The following is an 18,672-nucleotide window of genomic DNA, read 5'->3' on the forward strand; positions in this document are numbered from 1 at the left end:
AGTTACGATAATGGCAGCAACCTATCCTAAAAGCGACTAAATTCCCTACCGGGATTGTTTGTCCTTCTTTTTAGTAGTATCGAGCCCAAAGGGACCATAAATAGGGCAAAAACTAATGCAGCTGGTGAACATGAAAATACCGGCTATTGCTAAAAATACCAGCCCTTCGGATTGCGGTAAATTGTTCGTAAAATAGAGTCCTGTAATAACGACCGCTAATGCGAGCCGGACCATTCTATCGGAAAGCCCCATGTTTTTTATCATTGTTCTAAGAATTAGTGGTTGACGGGTTGTGTAGGATTAAAATTACATCAAAAGAACGAAAAAACAAAATGAAAACGTTGATGTTCAGCTAATTGAACCATACGGCATACCGTTGTCTTCGTAATTCCAAAGCAAGGGTTTCTTCCATTTTAAGGGCTTCGGCACGGGAATATAAAGGAGCAATATGGTTATAAAGACTAGGTCTAAGGTACATGCCGTATTTTTCGACGATTCTGGAAGATAACTTATGTCCTTTTTTATTTATGAAACCATTTTTATGTTGATCGAAACGCTCTTTGGGAGATTTACTGGTCATACCAACATAAAGGCATTGAAGTACGCCATTGAATTGCGGGTTGGCCGCCCTGAACTTGTAATTATCCGTAAAAACCCTTTTAGATAGTTCAATAACATAAACTCGGTAAACGGTTTTAGGCATTTTCTTGTCTATTCAATGGGTGATAACTCACTTTTAAAGACCAAATTAGTATATTTTGGATTAATTTTTGGAGAATCTGGACAGTTAATAAATATGGATTCCTAAAAATCCTATTTTTGTCCAGATGGATGGCATTCTTCTAAAATATTTACCGGAAAGGGCTGTTGAACCCTGTTTACAACTTATAAAATCTACGGGCGTAAATTTAAAAATAGTTAATAAACGGGTTACACGACATGGTGATTATCGCCGATTGCCGAATGGGATGCACCAAATTACAATCAATGCGACGTTGAACAAGTATCGTTTTCTAATAACGTTAGTTCATGAAATTGCCCATTTGGCGGCATTTGAAAAGTATGGTAGACATATAAAGCCCCATGGGTTGGAATGGAAGAAGACTTTTCAATACCTCATGTTACCCTTTATAAGACCGGAAATTTTCCCTTCAAAACTTCTTCCGGTCCTTGCCAAACATTTTAAAAATCCTAAGGCGAGCAGTGATACCGATGCTGTATTATCGCTAGCTTTAAAACAATATGATTCACAACATCTTGATAAAACCTACGTTTTCGAATTACCTTTAGGAAGTGTATTCCGTATATATAATGGTAAACTATTTAAAAAAGGGAATAAACGTATAAAACGTTACGAATGTGTAGAACTATCTTCGGGAAAACTATATTTGTTTCAACCGAATGCCGAAGTGGAATTAATAAAAGATTAAAAAAATGAATAAAAATTATTATGCAGTCTTAATGGCCGGAGGGGTAGGTTCCCGTTTTTGGCCAATCAGTACAACAGAAAACCCAAAGCAATTCCACGATATGTTAGGTGCTGGGCAAAGCCTGATCCAGAAGACTTTTCAACGCCTGAACAAATTCGTGCCTACCGAGAATATATTGATCCTTACCAATGAGCGTTACAATGATTTGGTCTTGGAGCAATTGCCTTTGGTTAAGCAAGAACAGGTTGTTCTGGAACCTGCAATGCGTAATACGGCACCATGTATTCTGTATGCAGCATTGAAAATCCAGAAAATGAATCCCAATGGTGTTATGATCGTAGCTCCAAGTGATCACTGGATCGAAGATGAGAATGCTTTTGCAAGTGATGTCATTGAGTGTTTTGATAAGTGTGAAAAAGAAGAGGTTTTATGTACCTTGGGTATTGTACCCACATTTCCCAATACAGGTTTTGGCTATATTGAATTCGAGAAAGATAACGATTCAACGTTGAAGAAAGTCAACCAATTTAGGGAAAAGCCAGATTATGAAACCGCTAAGGAGTTTGTGGCCCAAGGCAATTTTCTTTGGAATGCCGGAATCTTTATGTGGAGTGTAAATACTATAGTCAACGCTTTTAAGAATTATCAGCCTTCCCAATACGAGTTGTTTTGTTCCGGTATGGATGATTATAATACCTCCAGTGAAAGTAAATTCATTAAGGAGAACTACCCTAAGGCAGAAAATATTTCGATAGATTATGCTATCTTAGAACAATCCAAATCTATTTATGTGCGTCCGGCCACCTTCGATTGGAACGATCTGGGAACTTGGGGGTCCTTGTACGATAAATTGGAAAAGGATTCGGATAACAATGCGGTGGTCAATAGCAAGGTTTTGAGTCAAGATGCCCATGGCAACATGATCAGGTCCCCAAAAGGCAAAATCGTGGTTGTGGATGGCCTAGAGGATTATATCATTGTAGACAAGGAAGAAGTGCTTTTGATTTATCCAAAATCCAAAGAGCAGGATATAAAACAAGTGTTGGCCAAGGTAAAAGACAAGTATGGTGATAAGTACGCTTAAATATGGAAGAGAATAGAAACGATAATCACGCGGTTCCGCCTAACAATTCCAATAGTGGGGAAGAGGTAAAGAAAGATATTCAAGGTTTGCTCGGAAGCACAAAAAAGTTTCTTTTAGAGCTTTTGGATATCCGAAGTAATACCGATCAAGAAGCCACTAAGGAAGCGATTATCGCAGATATTCCTTTTAAGGGGCATACATCATGGATTTTGATCTGTTCTATTTTTATAGCTTCGATCGGATTAAATGCCAATTCAACTGCTGTTGTAATCGGCGCCATGTTAATTTCCCCATTAATGGGCCCGATTTTGGGTATTGGGCTCTCATTGGCTGTGAATGATGTGGATACCTTACGTAGGTCTTTAAAAAACTTTACGGTAATGGTCGTACTCAGTGTTTTAACGGCCTATTTGTTTTTTGCCATATTTCCTTTGCGGGATGAGTCTTCGGAGCTATTGGCCCGTACTGCACCTGATATCAGGGATGTATTGATCGCATTTTTTGGTGGTCTCGCCCTCGTGATAGCCAGGGCCAAAAAAGGTACCATAGCATCCGTTATTTTTGGTGTGGCCATTGCCACTGCATTGATGCCGCCTTTATGTACAGTAGGTTTTGGATTGGCCATAGGTAATTACGATTATGCAACGGGTGCTATGTACTTGTTCAGTATCAATACCATATTTATTGCATTGGCAACTTTTCTAGTATTGAAATTGCTTCGTTTTCCCATGGTGCGATATGTAAATTCGCAAAAGCGAAGGCTTATCGGTAGGGTAGCTTCACTTTTTGCCATTTTGGTTATGATTCCGGCAGGAATGACCTTTTGGGATGCCCTTCAAGAATCCTTATTTAGAAAGCAAGCGCAACGTTTTGTAGAAGAAAAAATAGCCCCTTATCAATTTGAGGGATCTGGTAGGTTTATGGATGACTTTACTGATATCGAATTCAATAAAGGTGAAAATCCATATATAGAGTTGGTGTTTATGGGTAATGAGACCGTGCCGGATAATGTGATTGCCACTTGGAACAAACAAAAGGAAGATGAGGCAAGTTTTGATCGATTGAAGAATACGGAACTGCATATAATACAAGGAGCCAAAAATGAGCAAGTGGATCAGCTGAAATATGTAGATCAATTATATGAAACGCAAAAAACGCAAATAGAGGATAAGGATACCCGTATTAAACTATTGGAAGAAGAGTTGGGTAAATTGGGAAAAATGTCCATTCCTTTTGCAGATGTTAGTGTTGAGGCAAAAACCAATTATACGAACTTGGAATCCCTTGGTTTTTCACCGACCATACAGACCGATTTTAAGAAGATGGATACTATCCCCATTTTTGAGGTTAAATGGAAAAGGGATGCCAAAAGGGTGCAAACGGTCGAGGATACCAAGAAACTACATGCTTGGTTAAAACTCAGGTTAAAGGACTCAACGATTCAATTGAAAGAAGTGATTCAGGATTAATTACGTTCTTCAATATACATTTGTCTTACTTTTTTAAATAATTCGGAAGAATAAACGAAATTCGTTACCGCCTCATTGTCGGTCTTGAAGATTTCGTCCTTGGTGCCTTCCCATTCTTTGATTCCATGTTTAAGGAAAACGATTTTTTCACCGATCTCCATCACCGAGTTCATGTCATGGGTGTTGATTACCGTAGTGATATCGAATTCCTTGGTGATTTCCTGAATAAGGTTGTCAATGATTATTGCGGTTCTTGGGTCTAACCCCGAATTAGGTTCATCGCAAAAGAGATATTTTGGGTTCATGACAATGGCCCTGGCAATCGCAACCCGTTTCTGCATACCACCGGAAATTTCAGAAGGGTATTTCTTATGGGCATCGACAAGATTCACTCTTTCCAATACGATGTTGGCACGATCTTGCATTTCCGATCGGGATTGATTGGTGAACATCTCCAAAGGAAACATGACATTACCTTCCACGGTCATAGAATCGAACAAGGCACTTCCTTGAAATACCATACCCATGTCCTGCCTTAGATTACGTTGTTCACGGGCCGATAATTGAGAATATATTTTACCGTCTAAACTTATTGTTCCTTTGTCAGGCGTAAAAAGTCCCAAAAGGCATTTAATGAACACTGTTTTTCCTGAGCCACTCTGTCCAATGATCAAGTTGGTCTTTCCTTTTTCAAGAACGGTGCTGATACCCTTTAAAATATGGGTGTCACCAAAAGATTTATGTATGTCGTTTACCTCTATCATTAGCCCAATAAAAGTTGTGTTAGTATATAGTTCAAAATAATGATCACTACACTTGTCCAAACAAAAGAGGTCGTTGCGGCCTTGCCCACTTCAAGTGCCCCACCTTTCATGTAAAAACCATGATAAGAAGGTATGGTGGCCAAAACAAAGGCGAATACCAGTGTTTTTAAAAATGCATAGGTGACATGAAAAGGGATAAAATCGAGTTGAACACCTTCGATAAAATCCGCGCTTGTACTAAAGCCTCCAAAAACACCTGCGACCCATCCTCCAAAAATTCCCACGTACATTGATATTGCTATTATGAAAGGATATAATAATAGTGCGATTATTTTGGGGAATACCAAATAATTAAGTGCGTTGACCCCCATCACCTCCAAAGCATCAATCTGTTCGGTAACCCTCATAGTGCCGATACTACTGGTAATGTAAGAACCTACTTTTCCTGCCATGATGATAGAGCAGAAAGTGGGGGCGAATTCCAAAATGATAGATTGCCGTGTTGCGAAGCCCACTAAATTTTTGGGTATAAGTTCACTGGTGATGTTCAGTGCGGTCTGTATGGCTACGACACCTCCGATAAAAAAGGAAATAAAAATTAAAATACCCAATGAACCATAAATGAGTTCATCTATCTCTTTGAGTATCAATGATTTCATTATGCGCCATTTTGTAGGTTTCCTAAAAACCTCTTTAATCATTATTGCATAACTTCCGATTGATGCTAGGTAATTCATAGAATGGTATAGACTTATGACTGTAAAAATAGGAATTAAGAATGTCTTTTAACCTTGATTTAATCTTTTAAGGGTTTATTTATATATTTTTGTAGCATCAATTTTCATTAAATGTACAAGAATAGATTTCCCTTAGTTTTACTCCTTTTTTTAGTAATCTTCAACTCTTTTGACGCATCGGGTCAAAAAAAATCCAAGAACAAAATTAACATTGAAAATACGGCCCAATTGCGAACTACGCCTAAATTGGCCGTAGGTATAGTCGTGGATCAAATGCGATACGATTATATTACCCGTTTTTGGGGGCAATTTGGTGACGGCGGGTTCAAAAGATTGGTCAATGATGGCTTTAATTGCAAGAACAATCATTTTAATTATGCACCTACCTATACAGGCCCGGGACACGCTTCGGTTTATACCGGTACAACACCTGCTTCGCATGGTATTATTGCAAATGACTGGTATGATAAGGATTTGGGTAAATCGGTCTATTGTGCGGCCGATGATTCTTATAATTCGGTGGGAACCACCTCGGACGCCGGTAAAATGTCGCCACACCGTATGATGGTTACCACTGTAACCGATCAATTGCGCTTGCATTCCCAATTAAGGGGCAAGACCATTGCAATTGCTTTGAAAGATAGGGGTGCGGTACTGCCCGGAGGGCATTTGGCCAATGGAGCTTATTGGTTTCAAGGTAAAAATGAGGGCAAATGGATAACAAGTTCATTTTATATGGATGAATTGCCACAATGGGTCATGGATTTCAATGCCTCCAATGTGGCAGAAAGTTATAAAAAACAATGGTCGACAATAAAAGACATCAATACTTATCTTGAGAGTGGTTCTGACAATAATAACTATGAAGGTTTGTTCGAAGGGGAGAGTGCTCCGGTTTTCCCTCATGATTTACCTTCATTGTGGGACACTAATGGGGAATTCGATATGATAAAAGCCACGCCATTTGGCAACAGTATAACGGCTGATTTTGCCATTGCTGCTTTGGCAGGAGAGAATTTAGGAAGTGATACAATTACTGATTTTTTAGCAGTGAGTTTTTCAAGTACCGACTATGTAGGGCATAAATTCGGTGTAAATTCAAAAGAAATAGAGGACACTTACATTCGACTGGATGAGGATTTGGCCCGTTTATTCAAGGCATTGGACAATAAAGTCGGAGAACATGATTATACCGTTTTTTTAACGGCCGACCATGCGGCCATACATGTACCAGCGTATTTGAGGGACTTGAAAATACCTGCAGGTTATGTGAACGGGGATAATCTTAAAACGAGGTTTAACGAATATCTAAAATACAAGTTCGGTACTACCGATATAGTAAAGAATATTTCGAACAATCAAATGTTTTTGGATCATGACATTATTAAAAACCTTGATTTGAAGTTGAAAGAGGTACAGGAAGATATTGCGATGGAGTTGTTGAACTATGAGGATTTCGATAGGGTGTACACGGCGCATCAAATGTGGGAGAATGATTATGTCCAAGGTATTCCTTATATTTTACAGAATGGTTACAATCAAAAGCGTTCCGGTGATATTCTAATGGTCTTGAAGCCAGGGACAATAAGCTATTCCATGACAGGTTCTACCCACGGTTCACCCCAGATATACGATACGCACGTACCGCTGCTTTTTTACGGTAAGGGCATTAAAAAGGGGAGCACCACTGCTCGTACCGAAATTTCGGATGTGGCACCGACCATATCCGCATTATTGGGTATTGCCTTTCCCAGTGGGGACATCGGTATGCCGATATCAAAAGTGTTGGAGTAATTATATTACAGGAAATGTATGAATGATCACCCTATTGGTATTTTTGATTCAGGAATTGGTGGTACATCTATATGGAAAGAAATACATTCATTACTTCCTAATGAGAGTACCATATATTTGGCCGATAGCAAAAATGCTCCTTATGGGGAGAAATCCAAGGATGAAATAATTCAGTTGTGCATTAAGAACACCGAATTGTTATTGGCTAAAGGTTGTAAGCTTGTCGTGGTAGCATGTAATACCGCAACGACCAATGCCATAGATTATTTACGCAAACATTATACTGTACCTTTTATCGGTATTGAACCGGCCATTAAGCCAGCTGCATTACAATCAAAATCGAAAAAGGTCGGGGTATTGGCCACGCAAGGGACGTTATCCAGCTCTTTATTTCATAGTACAACGGAGAACCATGCTGCCGGAATACACATCTATGAACAAGTAGGGACCGGTTTGGTACCATTGATAGAGAGTAATAAAATAAACGCTCCGGAAACAAAAGCTTTATTGGAAAAATACCTGAATCCAATGGTAGTTGCAGGAATAGATCATTTGGTCCTGGGGTGTACCCATTATCCATATTTGCTTCCTGTCATAAAAGATATGTTGCCGGCCCATATCAATATAATAGATTCTGGCGAGGCGGTTGCTCGGCAAACAAAAGCCGTTTTGGAAAAGAACGATCTATTGTGCAATGCCGGTGAGAAAACCACTTTCCAATTTATATCAAATGCCAATGTGAATATTCTCGAAAGTTTTTTACAAGGATACGGTCCTTCTCTTAAATTGTCATACCTAGATTTTTAAAAATCTATTTTCTGTGATACGTTAAATAAGTGAACGCATATTTATGTTTTTGGTCGATAGGATGAAATTCGGATTCCGTTAACTGCCAAATCGTTTCATCGATTTCCGGAAAGAAAGTATCGGCTTTGAATTCTGAATGAACCCTGGTGATTTCCAATTTTTCGGCAAATTTCTCACTTTGCTTATAAATTTCCCCGCCTCCAATGATAAAAGGGGAGTCATCTTTATGTGTTAGTTTTATGGCATCTTCCAAGGAATGCACCACTAAGCATTGGTCATGATCGGTCGTGTAGTTTTTGTCCCTGGTTACGATAATATGGGTTCTATTGGGCAAAGGTTTGGGAAAACTCTCAAAGGTTTTTCTTCCCATTATAATAAAATGTCCGGTCGTTAATTTTTTAAATCGTTTAAAGTCATCGGGTAAATGCCAAAGCAAGTCATTATCTTTTCCTAAGGCGTTGTTTTCGCCTACAGCCGCTATGATGGTGATGGTCTGCACTGTTGTTTTATTTTTGTTTTAGTTAAATAGTAACAAAAAATAGACCGATCATCATAAAGCCGAAAATTTGAAAGAAATTGGGAGGCAGGATCTCAATCGATTTTTTTGTTGATTTTCGAAAGGGGAAATTCCGTTTCAATTTCTTTTTGTATTTCCGCTATTCGCTGTTTTTGTTTTATGACCAACTTCTCGCGTTGATTCCTTTCCCATTCCTTTCCCATGAATTTTTGCGTTATAAAAACATTGAAAACATGTATTGCGAATAAAAAGGCCCAGAAAGTAATGGCCCAAATAAACCAATCATACGCTTCGCCGAATTTCAATATTTTATTGATCAACACAAGAAAAACACTTCCGACAAGGAATATGACAAAATGCTCATAAAGTCTTTTCTTTTGCTTTATACGAGTTTGGGCAGACTCCATTAAGTCGTGTTGTTCTAAATTTAATTCCGTTTGCTTTTTATCCTTATTAAACATACGAATGACTTTCTTTAAGATACAAAGATACGTTATTTGGCCTTTATTGATTATTTAGATGAATGAATGGTTGTCATAAATATTCGCGGATTATAAAGAATTTTTATATGCCAATGCAGCTTCTTCTGGGATGATATACGTAAGTTCTATTGCTTTATGAAATGACCATAATCATATTTATATCTAATTGATTAGGAGGTGATTTATGGGTTGAATATGTAATGATCAATACAATTATCTGTTCGCAAAGGAGGGAAGCAAATCGGTTGGGATTTCATCCTTATAAAGCCGAAGAAACCATAAATGCTATAAATAACATAGTAAGTGCTTTAAAAGTAGCGTGTTCTTATTACTTAGTTAGGAATTTGGATGTATGGTTTTTAAGAAGCAATGCCAAATGTACCCTATATATTGTTAAAATGATAAAAATGACATTAATCATTGGTAATGAGATGTTTAATGCTTTAATTTTGTACTAAATTTAAATTGTTCATGTTATGGGAATTGTAAAAAAATATTTAAAATCAAAGCCAGTTTGTAAAGTTACATTTACAGTTCCGGCTGAAGAAGCTAAGAAAGTTGCCGTTGTTGGTGATTTCAACAATTGGAACCCTAAAGGGAGCTCATTAAAAAAATTAAAGAACGGGACTTTCAAGGGTACGTTAGACCTTCCTAAAGAGAACACCTATGAATTCAGGTATTTGGTAGATGGAAATTATGTGAACGAGGCGGAAGCTGATCGTTACCAATGGAATGATTATGCAGGAGCTGAGAATGCGGTTCTTGATGTTTGAGAATAGAAAATAAAGAAAATAAAAAGGCCCAAAAGAATACACTTTTGGGCCTTTTTATTTTGGGTTACTTTTTTTGGTCATATCGCCACGACCCCTTTTATATGTGGGTGGGGGTTGTAATCTACCAACGTGAAATCTTCAAATTTGAAATCGAATATGTCCTTGATGTCAGGATTGATCAGCATTTTAGGTAATGGTCTAGGTTCCCTGCTTAATTGAAGTTCAACCTGTTCCATGTGATTGTTATAAATGTGGGCATCCCCAAAGGTGTGGATGAATTCCCCGGGTTGGTAACCACAGACTTGTGCCATCATTAAAGTGAACAAGGCATAAGATGCAATATTGAAAGGGACTCCTAAAAAGATATCTGCACTACGTTGGTACAATTGACATGATAATTTGCCATCTGCAACATAAAACTGGAAAAAAGCGTGGCATGGCGGAAGTGCAGCTTTGCCATTGGCGACATTCTCGGCGAATGATTTGGAAGTGTCCGGCAGTACACTGGGATTCCAAGCGGATACCAGCATCCTTCTACTGTTCGGATTGTGTTTAAGGCTGTGGACAACCTCTTTTATCTGGTCTATGTCCTCACTGTTCCAATTACGCCACTGGTGTCCGTAAACAGGGCCTAAATCACCGTTGTCATCTGCCCATTCGTTCCAAATTCGCACTCCGTTTTCCTGAAGGTATGCAATGTTCGTGTCACCTTTCAAGAACCATAATAATTCGTGAATAATCGATTTTAAATGTAATTTTTTGGTGGTTACCATGGGAAAACCTTCACTTAGGTCAAAACGCATTTGGTGACCGAAAACACTCAAGGTCCCTGTTCCTGTTCGGTCGCCTTTTTGGCAACCATTTTCCAAAACTTGCTTTAGTAAATCGTGATATTGTTTCATATGAACCGCTGACCCGAATATGGGTTTTCAAAAGTTATTTGTTAATCGGCTAAAAATAATGAAATGGCCATCTACTTTTACGAACGTAAGGGTTATTCTTATGAAATTTTATCAACGATAGACGATTAGCCCAATATCATTCCTGCAATCGTAGCAGAAAGTAAAGAAGCAATGGAGCCTCCAAGAACGGCTCGCATTCCAAATTCGGACAGCGTTTTCCGTTGGCCGGGTGCCAACGATCCAATACCGCCTATTTGAATACCTATAGATGCGAAATTTGCAAATCCGCATAACATATAGGTAGCCATAATAACTGATTTGTTATAAGTAAAGTGGGTGGCACTGGCAACATCTTTTAATTCAGCCAATTGAATATATCCTACAAATTCACTTGCGGCCAATTTAATGCCCAATAACTGTCCCATCTGCATTATATCTTCTGATTGTACGCCCGTTAACCACATTAGTGGTGCAAAGATGGTTCCTAGGATAGATTCCAGGGAAAATGCTTGATAAGAAGAATTTGAGGCAATCCAGTCATTCAGTGTGGTCATGTCCCCGACCCAGCCCAAGATACCGTTTATCATGGCGATAAAAGCTACGAAAACCAATAACATTGCGCCTACGTTAACGGCCAATCTTAGTCCTTCTGATGTACCATTGGCTATAGCATCAAGAAGATTTGCCCCGATTTTTTCCGAGGAAACGGATACATCGGTATTTACCTCTTCTGTTTGTGGGTATAATATTTTTGAAATCACGATTGCCCCGGGTGCTGCCATAACGGAAGCCGCAATAAGGTGTCTGGCGAATTCAAGTCTTAATTGTTGGTCATTTCCTCCTAAAAAACCAATATATGCTGCTAAAACCCCTCCAGCAACCGTAGCCATGCCTCCGATCATTACCAAAAGAATTTCCGACTTATTCATTTTTTCGAGATAAGCTTTGATCATGAGTGGTGATTCGGTTTGGCCCAAGAATATATTACCGGCAACAGAGAGGCTTTCGGGCCCTGAGATGCCTAATGATTTGGTGAGTAACCATGCCAATCCTTTTACTATTTTTTGGATAATTCCCAAATAGAATAAAACCGAGGTCAATGCCGAGAAGAATATTATGGTTGGCAGAATTTGAAAGGCAAAAATATAGCCGATGTTCGGATTGTCAAGATTAAGAAGGTTACCTAGAATGAACTCACTACCTGCCAAAGTGAAATTCAATAATTCGTTGAAAATCATTCCCAAGAATTCAAAGATCCTTCTAATAAAAGGAACCTGTAGAATTCCAATGGCCAACAAAACCTGTATACCTAGGCCCATACCTACGGTCTTCCAATTAATGGCCTTTCTGTTGGCACTAAAAAGGAATGAAATCAGAATAAGGGAAATCATGCCTAGTATACCTCGCCAAAGACTATTGATTGAAAATCCTGCATTCGGGATAATCTCAGTTACCTGGTTGGTGTCTGTTGAATGTAATGCAATGGTTTCGGTGACCGAGGCTAAAGTGTCTTGGACTGCATTTATTTGGGCGAATGATGTTGAGGATATTAGCAGAAGCAAAAAAAGCATCCAGTAATTAGTTTTCATAGGTAGAATGCTCTTTTAGTTTAATTTCGTTTTGAAATTTCATCTCTTAATTTGGCCGCTTTTTCGTAGTCTTCGTTGGCAACGGCTTTTTCCAATTCCTTGTTCAGCTCATCAATGGTCAATTCGGTAAAGGCATCGCTCGCTCCTTGATCAATCTCCACGGTATCGCCCTCTTGCAAAATCTCATCTACCATGATACTTTCGTCATTTTTATCTTCATCTGTTTCTTTCGATGTAAATTTCAGGAATATACCGGCTTTGTCAAGTATGGTCTTGTAAGTGAATATAGGAGCATTGAATCGAAGTGCCAACGCTATGGCATCGCTTGTCCTGGCGTCAATTATTTCTTCTATATTATCACGTTCACAGATAATACTGGAATAAAACACGCCATCGACTAATTTATGAATGATAACCTGTTTGATGACAATATCGTACCTGTCCGCAAAATTCTTGAATAGGTCATGCGTTAAAGGTCTAGGAGGTTTTATTTCCTTTTCAAGGGCTATGGCGATAGATTGGGCCTCAAAGGCCCCAATGACTATAGGAAGCTTGCGATCACCGTCAACCTCGTTCAATATAAGGGCATATGCACCATTTTGGGTTTGGCTATAGGAAATCCCCTTAATTTTTAATCGTACTAAACTCATAGGCTGTAATAAACCACAACGGGCTGTTCAAATCAAAGGGCATGGCCAATAGATTGAACAGCCCTTAGAGGCGCAAATTAACAAAAATTAAGCGTTTTGCGCTTTAAATTCTTTTAATTTTTCGATGAGTTTAGGTACTACTTCAAAGGCGTCGCCCACAATTCCATAGTCCGCGGCTTTGAAAAAGGGTGCTTCAGGATCGGTATTGATGACCACTTTTGTTTTAGAGGAGCTGACCCCTGCCAAATGCTGTATGGCTCCGGAAATACCAATGGCGATGTAAAGATTGCTGGCTACTGGCTTTCCAGTTTGCCCAACGTGTTCACTATGTGGTCTCCATCCCATATCCGATACGGGTTTTGAGCATGCTGTTGCAGCTCCGAGTACTTCGGCAAGTTCCTCGATCATGCCCCAGTTTTCCGGGCCTTTAAGACCTCGTCCACCGGATACGACTATTTCGGAGTCCGCAATGGTCGCTTTACCGACCACTTTGTCTATTTCAAGTGATTTTATTGAGAATGCAGTATCATCAAGGGAAGGTGAAAAATCTTCAATATTGGCCGATGTATTGTTTTCGACCAGTCCGAATGAGTTATTTGATACTCCGATTACCTTTATTTCGGTATTGATTTGCGAATGGGCAAATCCTTTATTACTGAACACCGTTCTTTTAACGATGAAAGGACTTGTGCTTTCGGGTGCTGCGACCACATTGGCAATATAGCCCGCTTCCAATTTTGCCGCCAAGATAGGGGCAAGGAACTTGGTGTCCGAGCTAGAGCTTATGATAATGACCTTGGCTTCTTCCTTATTAGAGGCCTGCGCTATCGCATGGGCATATGCCTTGGCGTTGAAAACTTTCAATTGGTCGTTAGCGACATTCAATACTTTTGAAATGCCGTATAGACCTAAACTTTCATTATCGTTTGCATTAATGGAAATTGCTGTGGCTGTTGTGCCCATCTGCCTTGCGACTTCACTGGCATATGAGGCAACTTCAAAGGCGTTCTTTTTGAATTTGCCATTATCTGATTCTGTATATACTAATACTGACATAAATTTATCTTTGATTTTTTTCCTGAATTTTTTTCGGGAATTTGTTATTGGGTTAGTTTTTCGGGTATTATGGCCCGAAGCATTTGAGAAAGACTTAAATCACTTTGGCCTCATTATGTAAGAGGTTTACCAACTCACCTACATTGTCCGCATCTACAAGTTTTACTGCTCCTTTAGGTGCGGGTTGTTCAAATTTCACATCAGTGGTAGCGATTGTTGCCTCAATAGGTTCTACCACGGTCAATACCTTTTTTCTGGCCATCATGATTCCCCGCATATTGGGTATTCGCAGGTCACTTTCTTCAACGAGGCCTTTTTGGCCTCCGATGACCAAAGGAAGGGTGGTGCCGATTTTCTCTTTTCCACCATCTATTTCTCGTACCGCAGTAACATCGTTGCCGTCAATTTCAATGTTTATGCAGGTGTTTACGAAATTCATGTTCAATAAGGTAGCTAACATGCCGGGAACCATACCACCATTATAGTCTATAGATTCCCTACCTGCAATAATAAGGTCGTAACTACCATTTTTCACGACCTCGGCCAGCTGTTGGGCTACAAAGAAACCATCGGTCGGTTCTGCATTCACACGAATGGCCTCGTCTGCGCCGATTGCCAAGGCTTTCCTTATTGTGGGTTCGGCACTTGGGCCCCCAACGGATGCAACATGAACAGTAGCTCCTTGTTTTTCTTTGAACCACATGGCTCGTGTAAGCCCGAATTCATCGTTTGGATTAATCACAAATTGAACACCATTAGTGTCAAATTTAGTATCTCCATCGGTAAAATTTATCTTGGAGGTTGTGTCCGGAACGTTGCTTATACAAACTAATATCTTCATAAATGTAATGTTTTCAAGTCTTTAAAAGAATCGAGCTAAGATAGGTAATCTTTTTCAAAAATACTATGCACGCATAGTAAAATTTGTTATTTTTTTAATTCCATGAGTCTTTAAATTGATATATAATTTGCTATTTTTGCTTTCGTTTTTATCCGAACGGATAACATTAATATAAAAGCATTAGATGAAGACATTACAGTTTAGGCAAGCCATAGCAGAGGCTATGTCAGAGGAAATGAGAAGAGACGAGTCCATATATTTAATGGGTGAGGAAGTCGCAGAGTACAATGGCGCTTATAAGGCTTCTAAAGGCATGTTGGACGAGTTTGGTCCTGATCGTGTTATCGACACCCCTATTTCTGAATTAGGCTTTTCCGGAATTGGCGTAGGTTCTACGTTAACCGGTAATCGGCCGATTATCGAATTCATGACCTTTAACTTTTCATTGGTCGGGATTGATCAAATTATAAGTAACGCTGCGAAAATCAGGCAAATGTCCGGCGGACAATTTAGTTGTCCTATTGTTTTTCGTGGACCTACTGGTTCTGCAGGTCAATTGGGGGCCACGCATTCCCAGGCTTTAGAGAGCTGGTTTGCGAATTGTCCCGGATTAAAGGTAGTTGTTCCATCAAATCCGGCCGACGCCAAAGGCTTGTTAAAGTCAGCTATCAGGGATAACGACCCTGTAATATTTATGGAATCTGAGCAGATGTACGGTGATAAAGGTGAAGTTCCAGAAGGTGATTATACCATTCCTTTGGGTGTTGCCGATATTAGAAGGGAAGGTGCCGATGTTACTATTGTATCGTTTGGAAAGATCATAAAGGAAGCTGATAAAGCTGCAGATGAATTGGCTAAAGAAGGTATTAGCTGTGAAATCATAGATTTACGTACGGTTAGGCCTATGGATTATGATGCCATTTTGAACTCAGTAAAGAAAACAAATCGCTTGGTTATTTTGGAAGAAGCTTGGCCTTTTGGAAATGTGGCAACAGAAATTACTTTCCATGTTCAAAATAATGCATTTGATTATTTGGATGCTCCTATCCAAAAAATAAACACCGCCGATACCCCAGCACCATATTCACCTGTTTTACTGGCTGAGTGGTTGCCGAATAAAGACGATGTTATCAACGCTGTTAAAAAGGTTCTTTATAAATAAAGGAGTACATAATTGTAAAGGAAATTTAGCTTCTCCGACCAAGTGTTGGCGAAGCTTTTTTAATTGAGCAATACCCTACTTTAGGGGTAGATAGAATATTGGTTGCAAATGAATAGATTCCTATTTCTTTTTTTTATGTTTTTCTGTGTTGTGGCCCTTTCGCAAACCAAGGTCGGGGGTGCTGTTGTGGATGAATTCGGTGAGCCTGTTCCGTTTGCCGATGTGCTCTTCAAGAATTCTACCGAGGGAACCATAACAGATGAAAACGGTAGCTTTTATCTTGAATCGGATACTACGTATGAAGTTTTGGTGGTTTCCTTTATGGGATATGAAACCAAAGAAATCGAATTGCCCAACCGGGTGAACTATAAAATGCGGGTAGAGTTGCTAGAGTCTAGCCAGCAATTGGGTGAGGTTGTGGTTTTTGGAGGAAAACAACCCAAAAAGAACAATCCGGCGATAGATATTCTTCGAAAAATATGGTCCAAGAAGAGGGAAAATGGTTTACGTAAGTTTAAACAATACCAATATGATAAATACGAAAAAGTAGAGTTCGATCTTAATACTATTGATAGTGCCCTAATGAAAAAGAAGATTTTCAAAGGGTTGGAATTTGTTTTTCAAGATCTTGATACTTCCCGTATTACGGGTAAGACCTACCTCCCTATTTTCTTGAACGAAACTTTCTCAAAGGTTTATGGTGACAATACCACAAATGTTGAAAAGGAAGATTTACTAGGTAATAAGAATTCGGGTTTTGAAAACAATCAAGCGATTATTGCTTTTGTTGAGGATTTGTATCAAGATTACGATGTATACGATAATTACCTGAAATTCTTCGATAAAAGTTTTACAAGTCCGCTTTCAAAAACAGGGATAGATACTTATAATTATGTACTTCGAGACAGTGCTTTTATAGATAATAAGTGGTGTTATAATATTACCTATTATCCAAGGCGTAAAAATGAATTGACCTTTAAGGGCGATTTTTGGGTGAACGATTCTACCTACGCCATTAAGAACATAAACCTTGAAGTTACCAAAAGTGCCAATATCAACTGGGTCAAGGAAATATATATAGAACAGGATTTTGAGGTCGTTAGCGATTCGGTCTTCTTGCTGAAGAGAGATTATATGTTGACCGACTTCAGTTTGAGGAAAAAAGAGGAGTCCAAAGGGGTTTACGGTAAACGAACAACGGTTTATAATGATTATCGATTCAATATACCCAAACCTAAGGAGTTTTACAGGGTCAAGAGTAATGAATATGATCCTTTAGTGTTGAATAGGGACAGCATTTTTTGGCAGAATAATAGGTTGGAAGCATTGAATAAGGACGAAAAGGGTGTTTATCAGTTGTTAGATACCCTAAAAACAGTCCCTAAATTTAAATCGTTCTATAATATTGTCAGTATTTTGGGTTCAGGATATGTTGAAATTGACAAATGGAACGTTGATCTTGGGGATATCTATAGCGTATTCGGCTATAATGATGCCGAGGGTGTTCGGCTTCGAGGAGGGGCGAGGACTTATTTTGGCCAAAATGACCCGTGGCGTTTGGAAGGTTATATGGCCTACGGTTTCATGGATAAAAAAGTGAAACACGGCTTTTCCGCTAAGTGGCTGTTAGATAAAAAAAGTCGCTTGATCATCTCCGGTGGCAATCGGCGGGATGTGGAGCAATTGGGCTTAAGTTTAACCTCGACGAATGATGTACTTGGTCGTAGCATAGCCTCATCTTCGGTATTGACCGTGGGTTCCAATGATAGATTAACGAATATTAATTTAAGTACCTTTAATTTGGAGGTTGAGCCCTTGACCAATTTCCGGGTTCGGGTGGGGAGTTCTTTGCGAACGTTAAGTTCTGCATTGCCGGAAGCATTTAACCTTAACTACATTGATCCGGAATCCCCAACAGGTATTTCCTCAGAAGTAAAACAGTTCGATGTTAGTACTATGATCGTTTATACTCCCGGTAAAAGAACCATTGGGTATGGAGTCGAAAGAAGAAGTATAAACGATACTTATAGTACCTTGTTGTTGAACTATACAAGGGGTTTCGAGGGGTTTCTTGAAAGTGATTTTGATTATAGTAAACTACAGTTTTCCTATAGTCAACCCTGGCAATTGGGAGGTTTTGGGCGATTAATGAGTACGGTTGAGGTAGGTAAGACCTTTGGTGAAGTGCCCTTAAGTCTTTTGAATGTGGTTCCAGGAAACCAGACCTTGTTCACGATTTATAATACTTTTCCTAATCTTGATTTTTATGAGTTCGTTACGGACACCTATACCTCCTTGCATTTAGAGCACAACTTTAACGGTAGGCTGTTTTCCAGAATACCATTGATTCGAAAATTGAACTTACGGGAATTTGTTGGGTTAAGAGGTGTTTGGGGAGAATTGTCCCAAGAAAATATGGCATTGAGTGCCCCGACCAATATTCCATTACAAGCCCCGAATAAGAAGATTTATTATGAATATTCGGTAGGTGTGGGTAATATCTTGAAGTTTTTCAGGATTGACTTTAATTTCAGGGGGAATTATTTTGAGAATCCCGATGCCAGACGTTTTAGCGTTACCGGGGAATTCGGATTCCATTTTTAAAGGGATTTTGG

General features: G+C 39.2%; 19 protein-coding genes. 8 read left to right on the forward strand and 11 right to left on the reverse strand.

Annotated features, from left to right (window positions below):
• Positions 1-45 precede the first annotated feature (45 nt).
• Positions 46-264 (reverse strand): DUF2892 domain-containing protein, encoded by a 219-nt coding sequence (locus R3X28_RS16890; protein WP_282056753.1) that lies wholly within the window; start codon positions 262-264, stop codon positions 46-48.
• Positions 265-352: 88 nt separating this feature from the next.
• A complete protein-coding gene (locus R3X28_RS16895) occupies positions 353-703 on the reverse strand; it encodes a ribose-5-phosphate isomerase (RefSeq protein ID WP_317665910.1) in 351 nt (116 codons plus the stop codon).
• A 124-nt stretch (positions 704-827) separates the two neighbouring features.
• On the opposite strand from R3X28_RS16895, the gene R3X28_RS16900 reads away from it, so the two are divergent.
• The 3 genes from R3X28_RS16900 to R3X28_RS16910 are packed head-to-tail and all read left to right on the forward strand — an operon-like array spanning position 828 to position 3,983.
• On the forward strand, positions 828-1,430 hold the full coding sequence (locus R3X28_RS16900; RefSeq protein WP_154369068.1) for a SprT-like domain-containing protein: 603 nt from the start codon (positions 828-830) through the stop codon (positions 1,428-1,430).
• A 4-nt stretch (positions 1,431-1,434) separates the two neighbouring features.
• Positions 1,435-2,514 (forward strand): mannose-1-phosphate guanylyltransferase, encoded by a 1,080-nt coding sequence (locus tag R3X28_RS16905; protein WP_317665913.1) that lies wholly within the window; start codon positions 1,435-1,437, stop codon positions 2,512-2,514.
• A gap of 2 nt (positions 2,515-2,516) precedes the next feature.
• Positions 2,517-3,983 (forward strand): DUF389 domain-containing protein, encoded by a 1,467-nt coding sequence (locus R3X28_RS16910; RefSeq protein WP_317665914.1) that lies wholly within the window; start codon positions 2,517-2,519, stop codon positions 3,981-3,983.
• On the opposite strand, the gene R3X28_RS16915 is transcribed toward R3X28_RS16910, so the two are convergent.
• On the reverse strand, positions 3,980-4,747 hold the full coding sequence (locus R3X28_RS16915) for an ABC transporter ATP-binding protein (protein ID WP_154369062.1): 768 nt from the start codon (positions 4,745-4,747) through the stop codon (positions 3,980-3,982). The genes R3X28_RS16910 and R3X28_RS16915 overlap by 4 nt on opposite strands.
• The gene (locus R3X28_RS16920; RefSeq protein ID WP_154369060.1) at positions 4,747-5,484 is read right to left on the reverse strand and encodes an MlaE family ABC transporter permease; all 738 of its coding nucleotides are present in this window, start codon (positions 5,482-5,484) and stop codon (positions 4,747-4,749) included. Before R3X28_RS16920 ends, R3X28_RS16915 begins: the two co-directional genes overlap by 1 nt.
• Positions 5,485-5,595: 111 nt before the next feature.
• Between R3X28_RS16920 and pafA the strand changes: the two genes are divergently transcribed.
• Both pafA and murI read left to right on the forward strand, forming a co-directional pair.
• Positions 5,596-7,278 carry an alkaline phosphatase PafA gene (gene pafA / locus R3X28_RS16925; protein ID WP_317665917.1) on the forward strand — a complete coding sequence of 561 codons (1,683 nt, stop codon included), beginning with the start codon at positions 5,596-5,598 and terminating at the stop codon, positions 7,276-7,278.
• An 18-nt stretch (positions 7,279-7,296) separates the two neighbouring features.
• Positions 7,297-8,085, forward strand: coding sequence for a glutamate racemase (gene murI, locus R3X28_RS16930; RefSeq protein WP_317665919.1), 789 nt, complete (start codon positions 7,297-7,299; stop codon positions 8,083-8,085).
• A 4-nt stretch (positions 8,086-8,089) separates the two neighbouring features.
• Here the strand turns inward: murI and R3X28_RS16935 are convergent, their stop codons facing one another.
• Together R3X28_RS16935 and R3X28_RS16940 are read right to left on the reverse strand one after the other, a co-directional pair.
• Positions 8,090-8,584 carry a dihydrofolate reductase gene (locus tag R3X28_RS16935; RefSeq protein WP_317665921.1) on the reverse strand — a complete coding sequence of 165 codons (495 nt, stop codon included), beginning with the start codon at positions 8,582-8,584 and terminating at the stop codon, positions 8,090-8,092.
• Between the two features lie 92 nt (positions 8,585-8,676).
• On the reverse strand, positions 8,677-9,063 hold the full coding sequence (locus tag R3X28_RS16940) for a 2TM domain-containing protein (RefSeq protein ID WP_154369054.1): 387 nt from the start codon (positions 9,061-9,063) through the stop codon (positions 8,677-8,679).
• A 497-nt stretch (positions 9,064-9,560) separates the two neighbouring features.
• On the opposite strand from R3X28_RS16940, the gene R3X28_RS16945 reads away from it, so the two are divergent.
• Entirely contained in the window at positions 9,561-9,857 is a 297-nt protein-coding gene (locus R3X28_RS16945) for an isoamylase early set domain-containing protein (RefSeq protein WP_154369052.1), read from the forward strand.
• Positions 9,858-9,934: 77 nt separating this feature from the next.
• Here the strand turns inward: R3X28_RS16945 and R3X28_RS16950 are convergent, their stop codons facing one another.
• From R3X28_RS16950 to R3X28_RS16970, 5 genes are all read right to left on the reverse strand, one after another.
• Positions 9,935-10,759: a thymidylate synthase gene (locus R3X28_RS16950; protein ID WP_282056767.1), complete on the reverse strand. Its 825-nt coding sequence runs from the start codon at positions 10,757-10,759 to the stop codon at positions 9,935-9,937.
• A gap of 125 nt (positions 10,760-10,884) precedes the next feature.
• Positions 10,885-12,348: a NupC/NupG family nucleoside CNT transporter gene (locus R3X28_RS16955; protein ID WP_282056769.1), complete on the reverse strand. Its 1,464-nt coding sequence runs from the start codon at positions 12,346-12,348 to the stop codon at positions 10,885-10,887.
• Between the two features lie 20 nt (positions 12,349-12,368).
• Positions 12,369-12,998: a bifunctional nuclease family protein gene (locus tag R3X28_RS16960; protein WP_154369047.1), complete on the reverse strand. Its 630-nt coding sequence runs from the start codon at positions 12,996-12,998 to the stop codon at positions 12,369-12,371.
• Between the two features lie 87 nt (positions 12,999-13,085).
• Complete coding sequence (locus R3X28_RS16965; RefSeq protein WP_317665925.1) at positions 13,086-14,054, reverse strand: electron transfer flavoprotein subunit alpha/FixB family protein; 969 nt, start codon at positions 14,052-14,054, stop codon at positions 13,086-13,088.
• A gap of 94 nt (positions 14,055-14,148) precedes the next feature.
• Positions 14,149-14,895 carry an electron transfer flavoprotein subunit beta/FixA family protein gene (locus tag R3X28_RS16970; protein WP_317665926.1) on the reverse strand — a complete coding sequence of 249 codons (747 nt, stop codon included), beginning with the start codon at positions 14,893-14,895 and terminating at the stop codon, positions 14,149-14,151.
• Positions 14,896-15,079: 184 nt separating this feature from the next.
• Between R3X28_RS16970 and R3X28_RS16975 the strand changes: the two genes are divergently transcribed.
• Together R3X28_RS16975 and R3X28_RS16980 are read left to right on the forward strand one after the other, a co-directional pair.
• Positions 15,080-16,057 (forward strand): pyruvate dehydrogenase complex E1 component subunit beta, encoded by a 978-nt coding sequence (locus R3X28_RS16975; RefSeq protein ID WP_154369041.1) that lies wholly within the window; start codon positions 15,080-15,082, stop codon positions 16,055-16,057.
• A gap of 108 nt (positions 16,058-16,165) precedes the next feature.
• A complete protein-coding gene (locus tag R3X28_RS16980; protein ID WP_154369039.1) occupies positions 16,166-18,661 on the forward strand; it encodes a DUF5686 family protein in 2,496 nt (831 codons plus the stop codon).
• Positions 18,662-18,672: the final 11 nt, after the last annotated feature.

Source organism: Maribacter sp. TH_r10 (assembly GCF_033101095.1).
Classification (GTDB): Bacteria; Bacteroidota; Bacteroidia; order Flavobacteriales; family Flavobacteriaceae; genus Maribacter_A; species Maribacter_A luteus.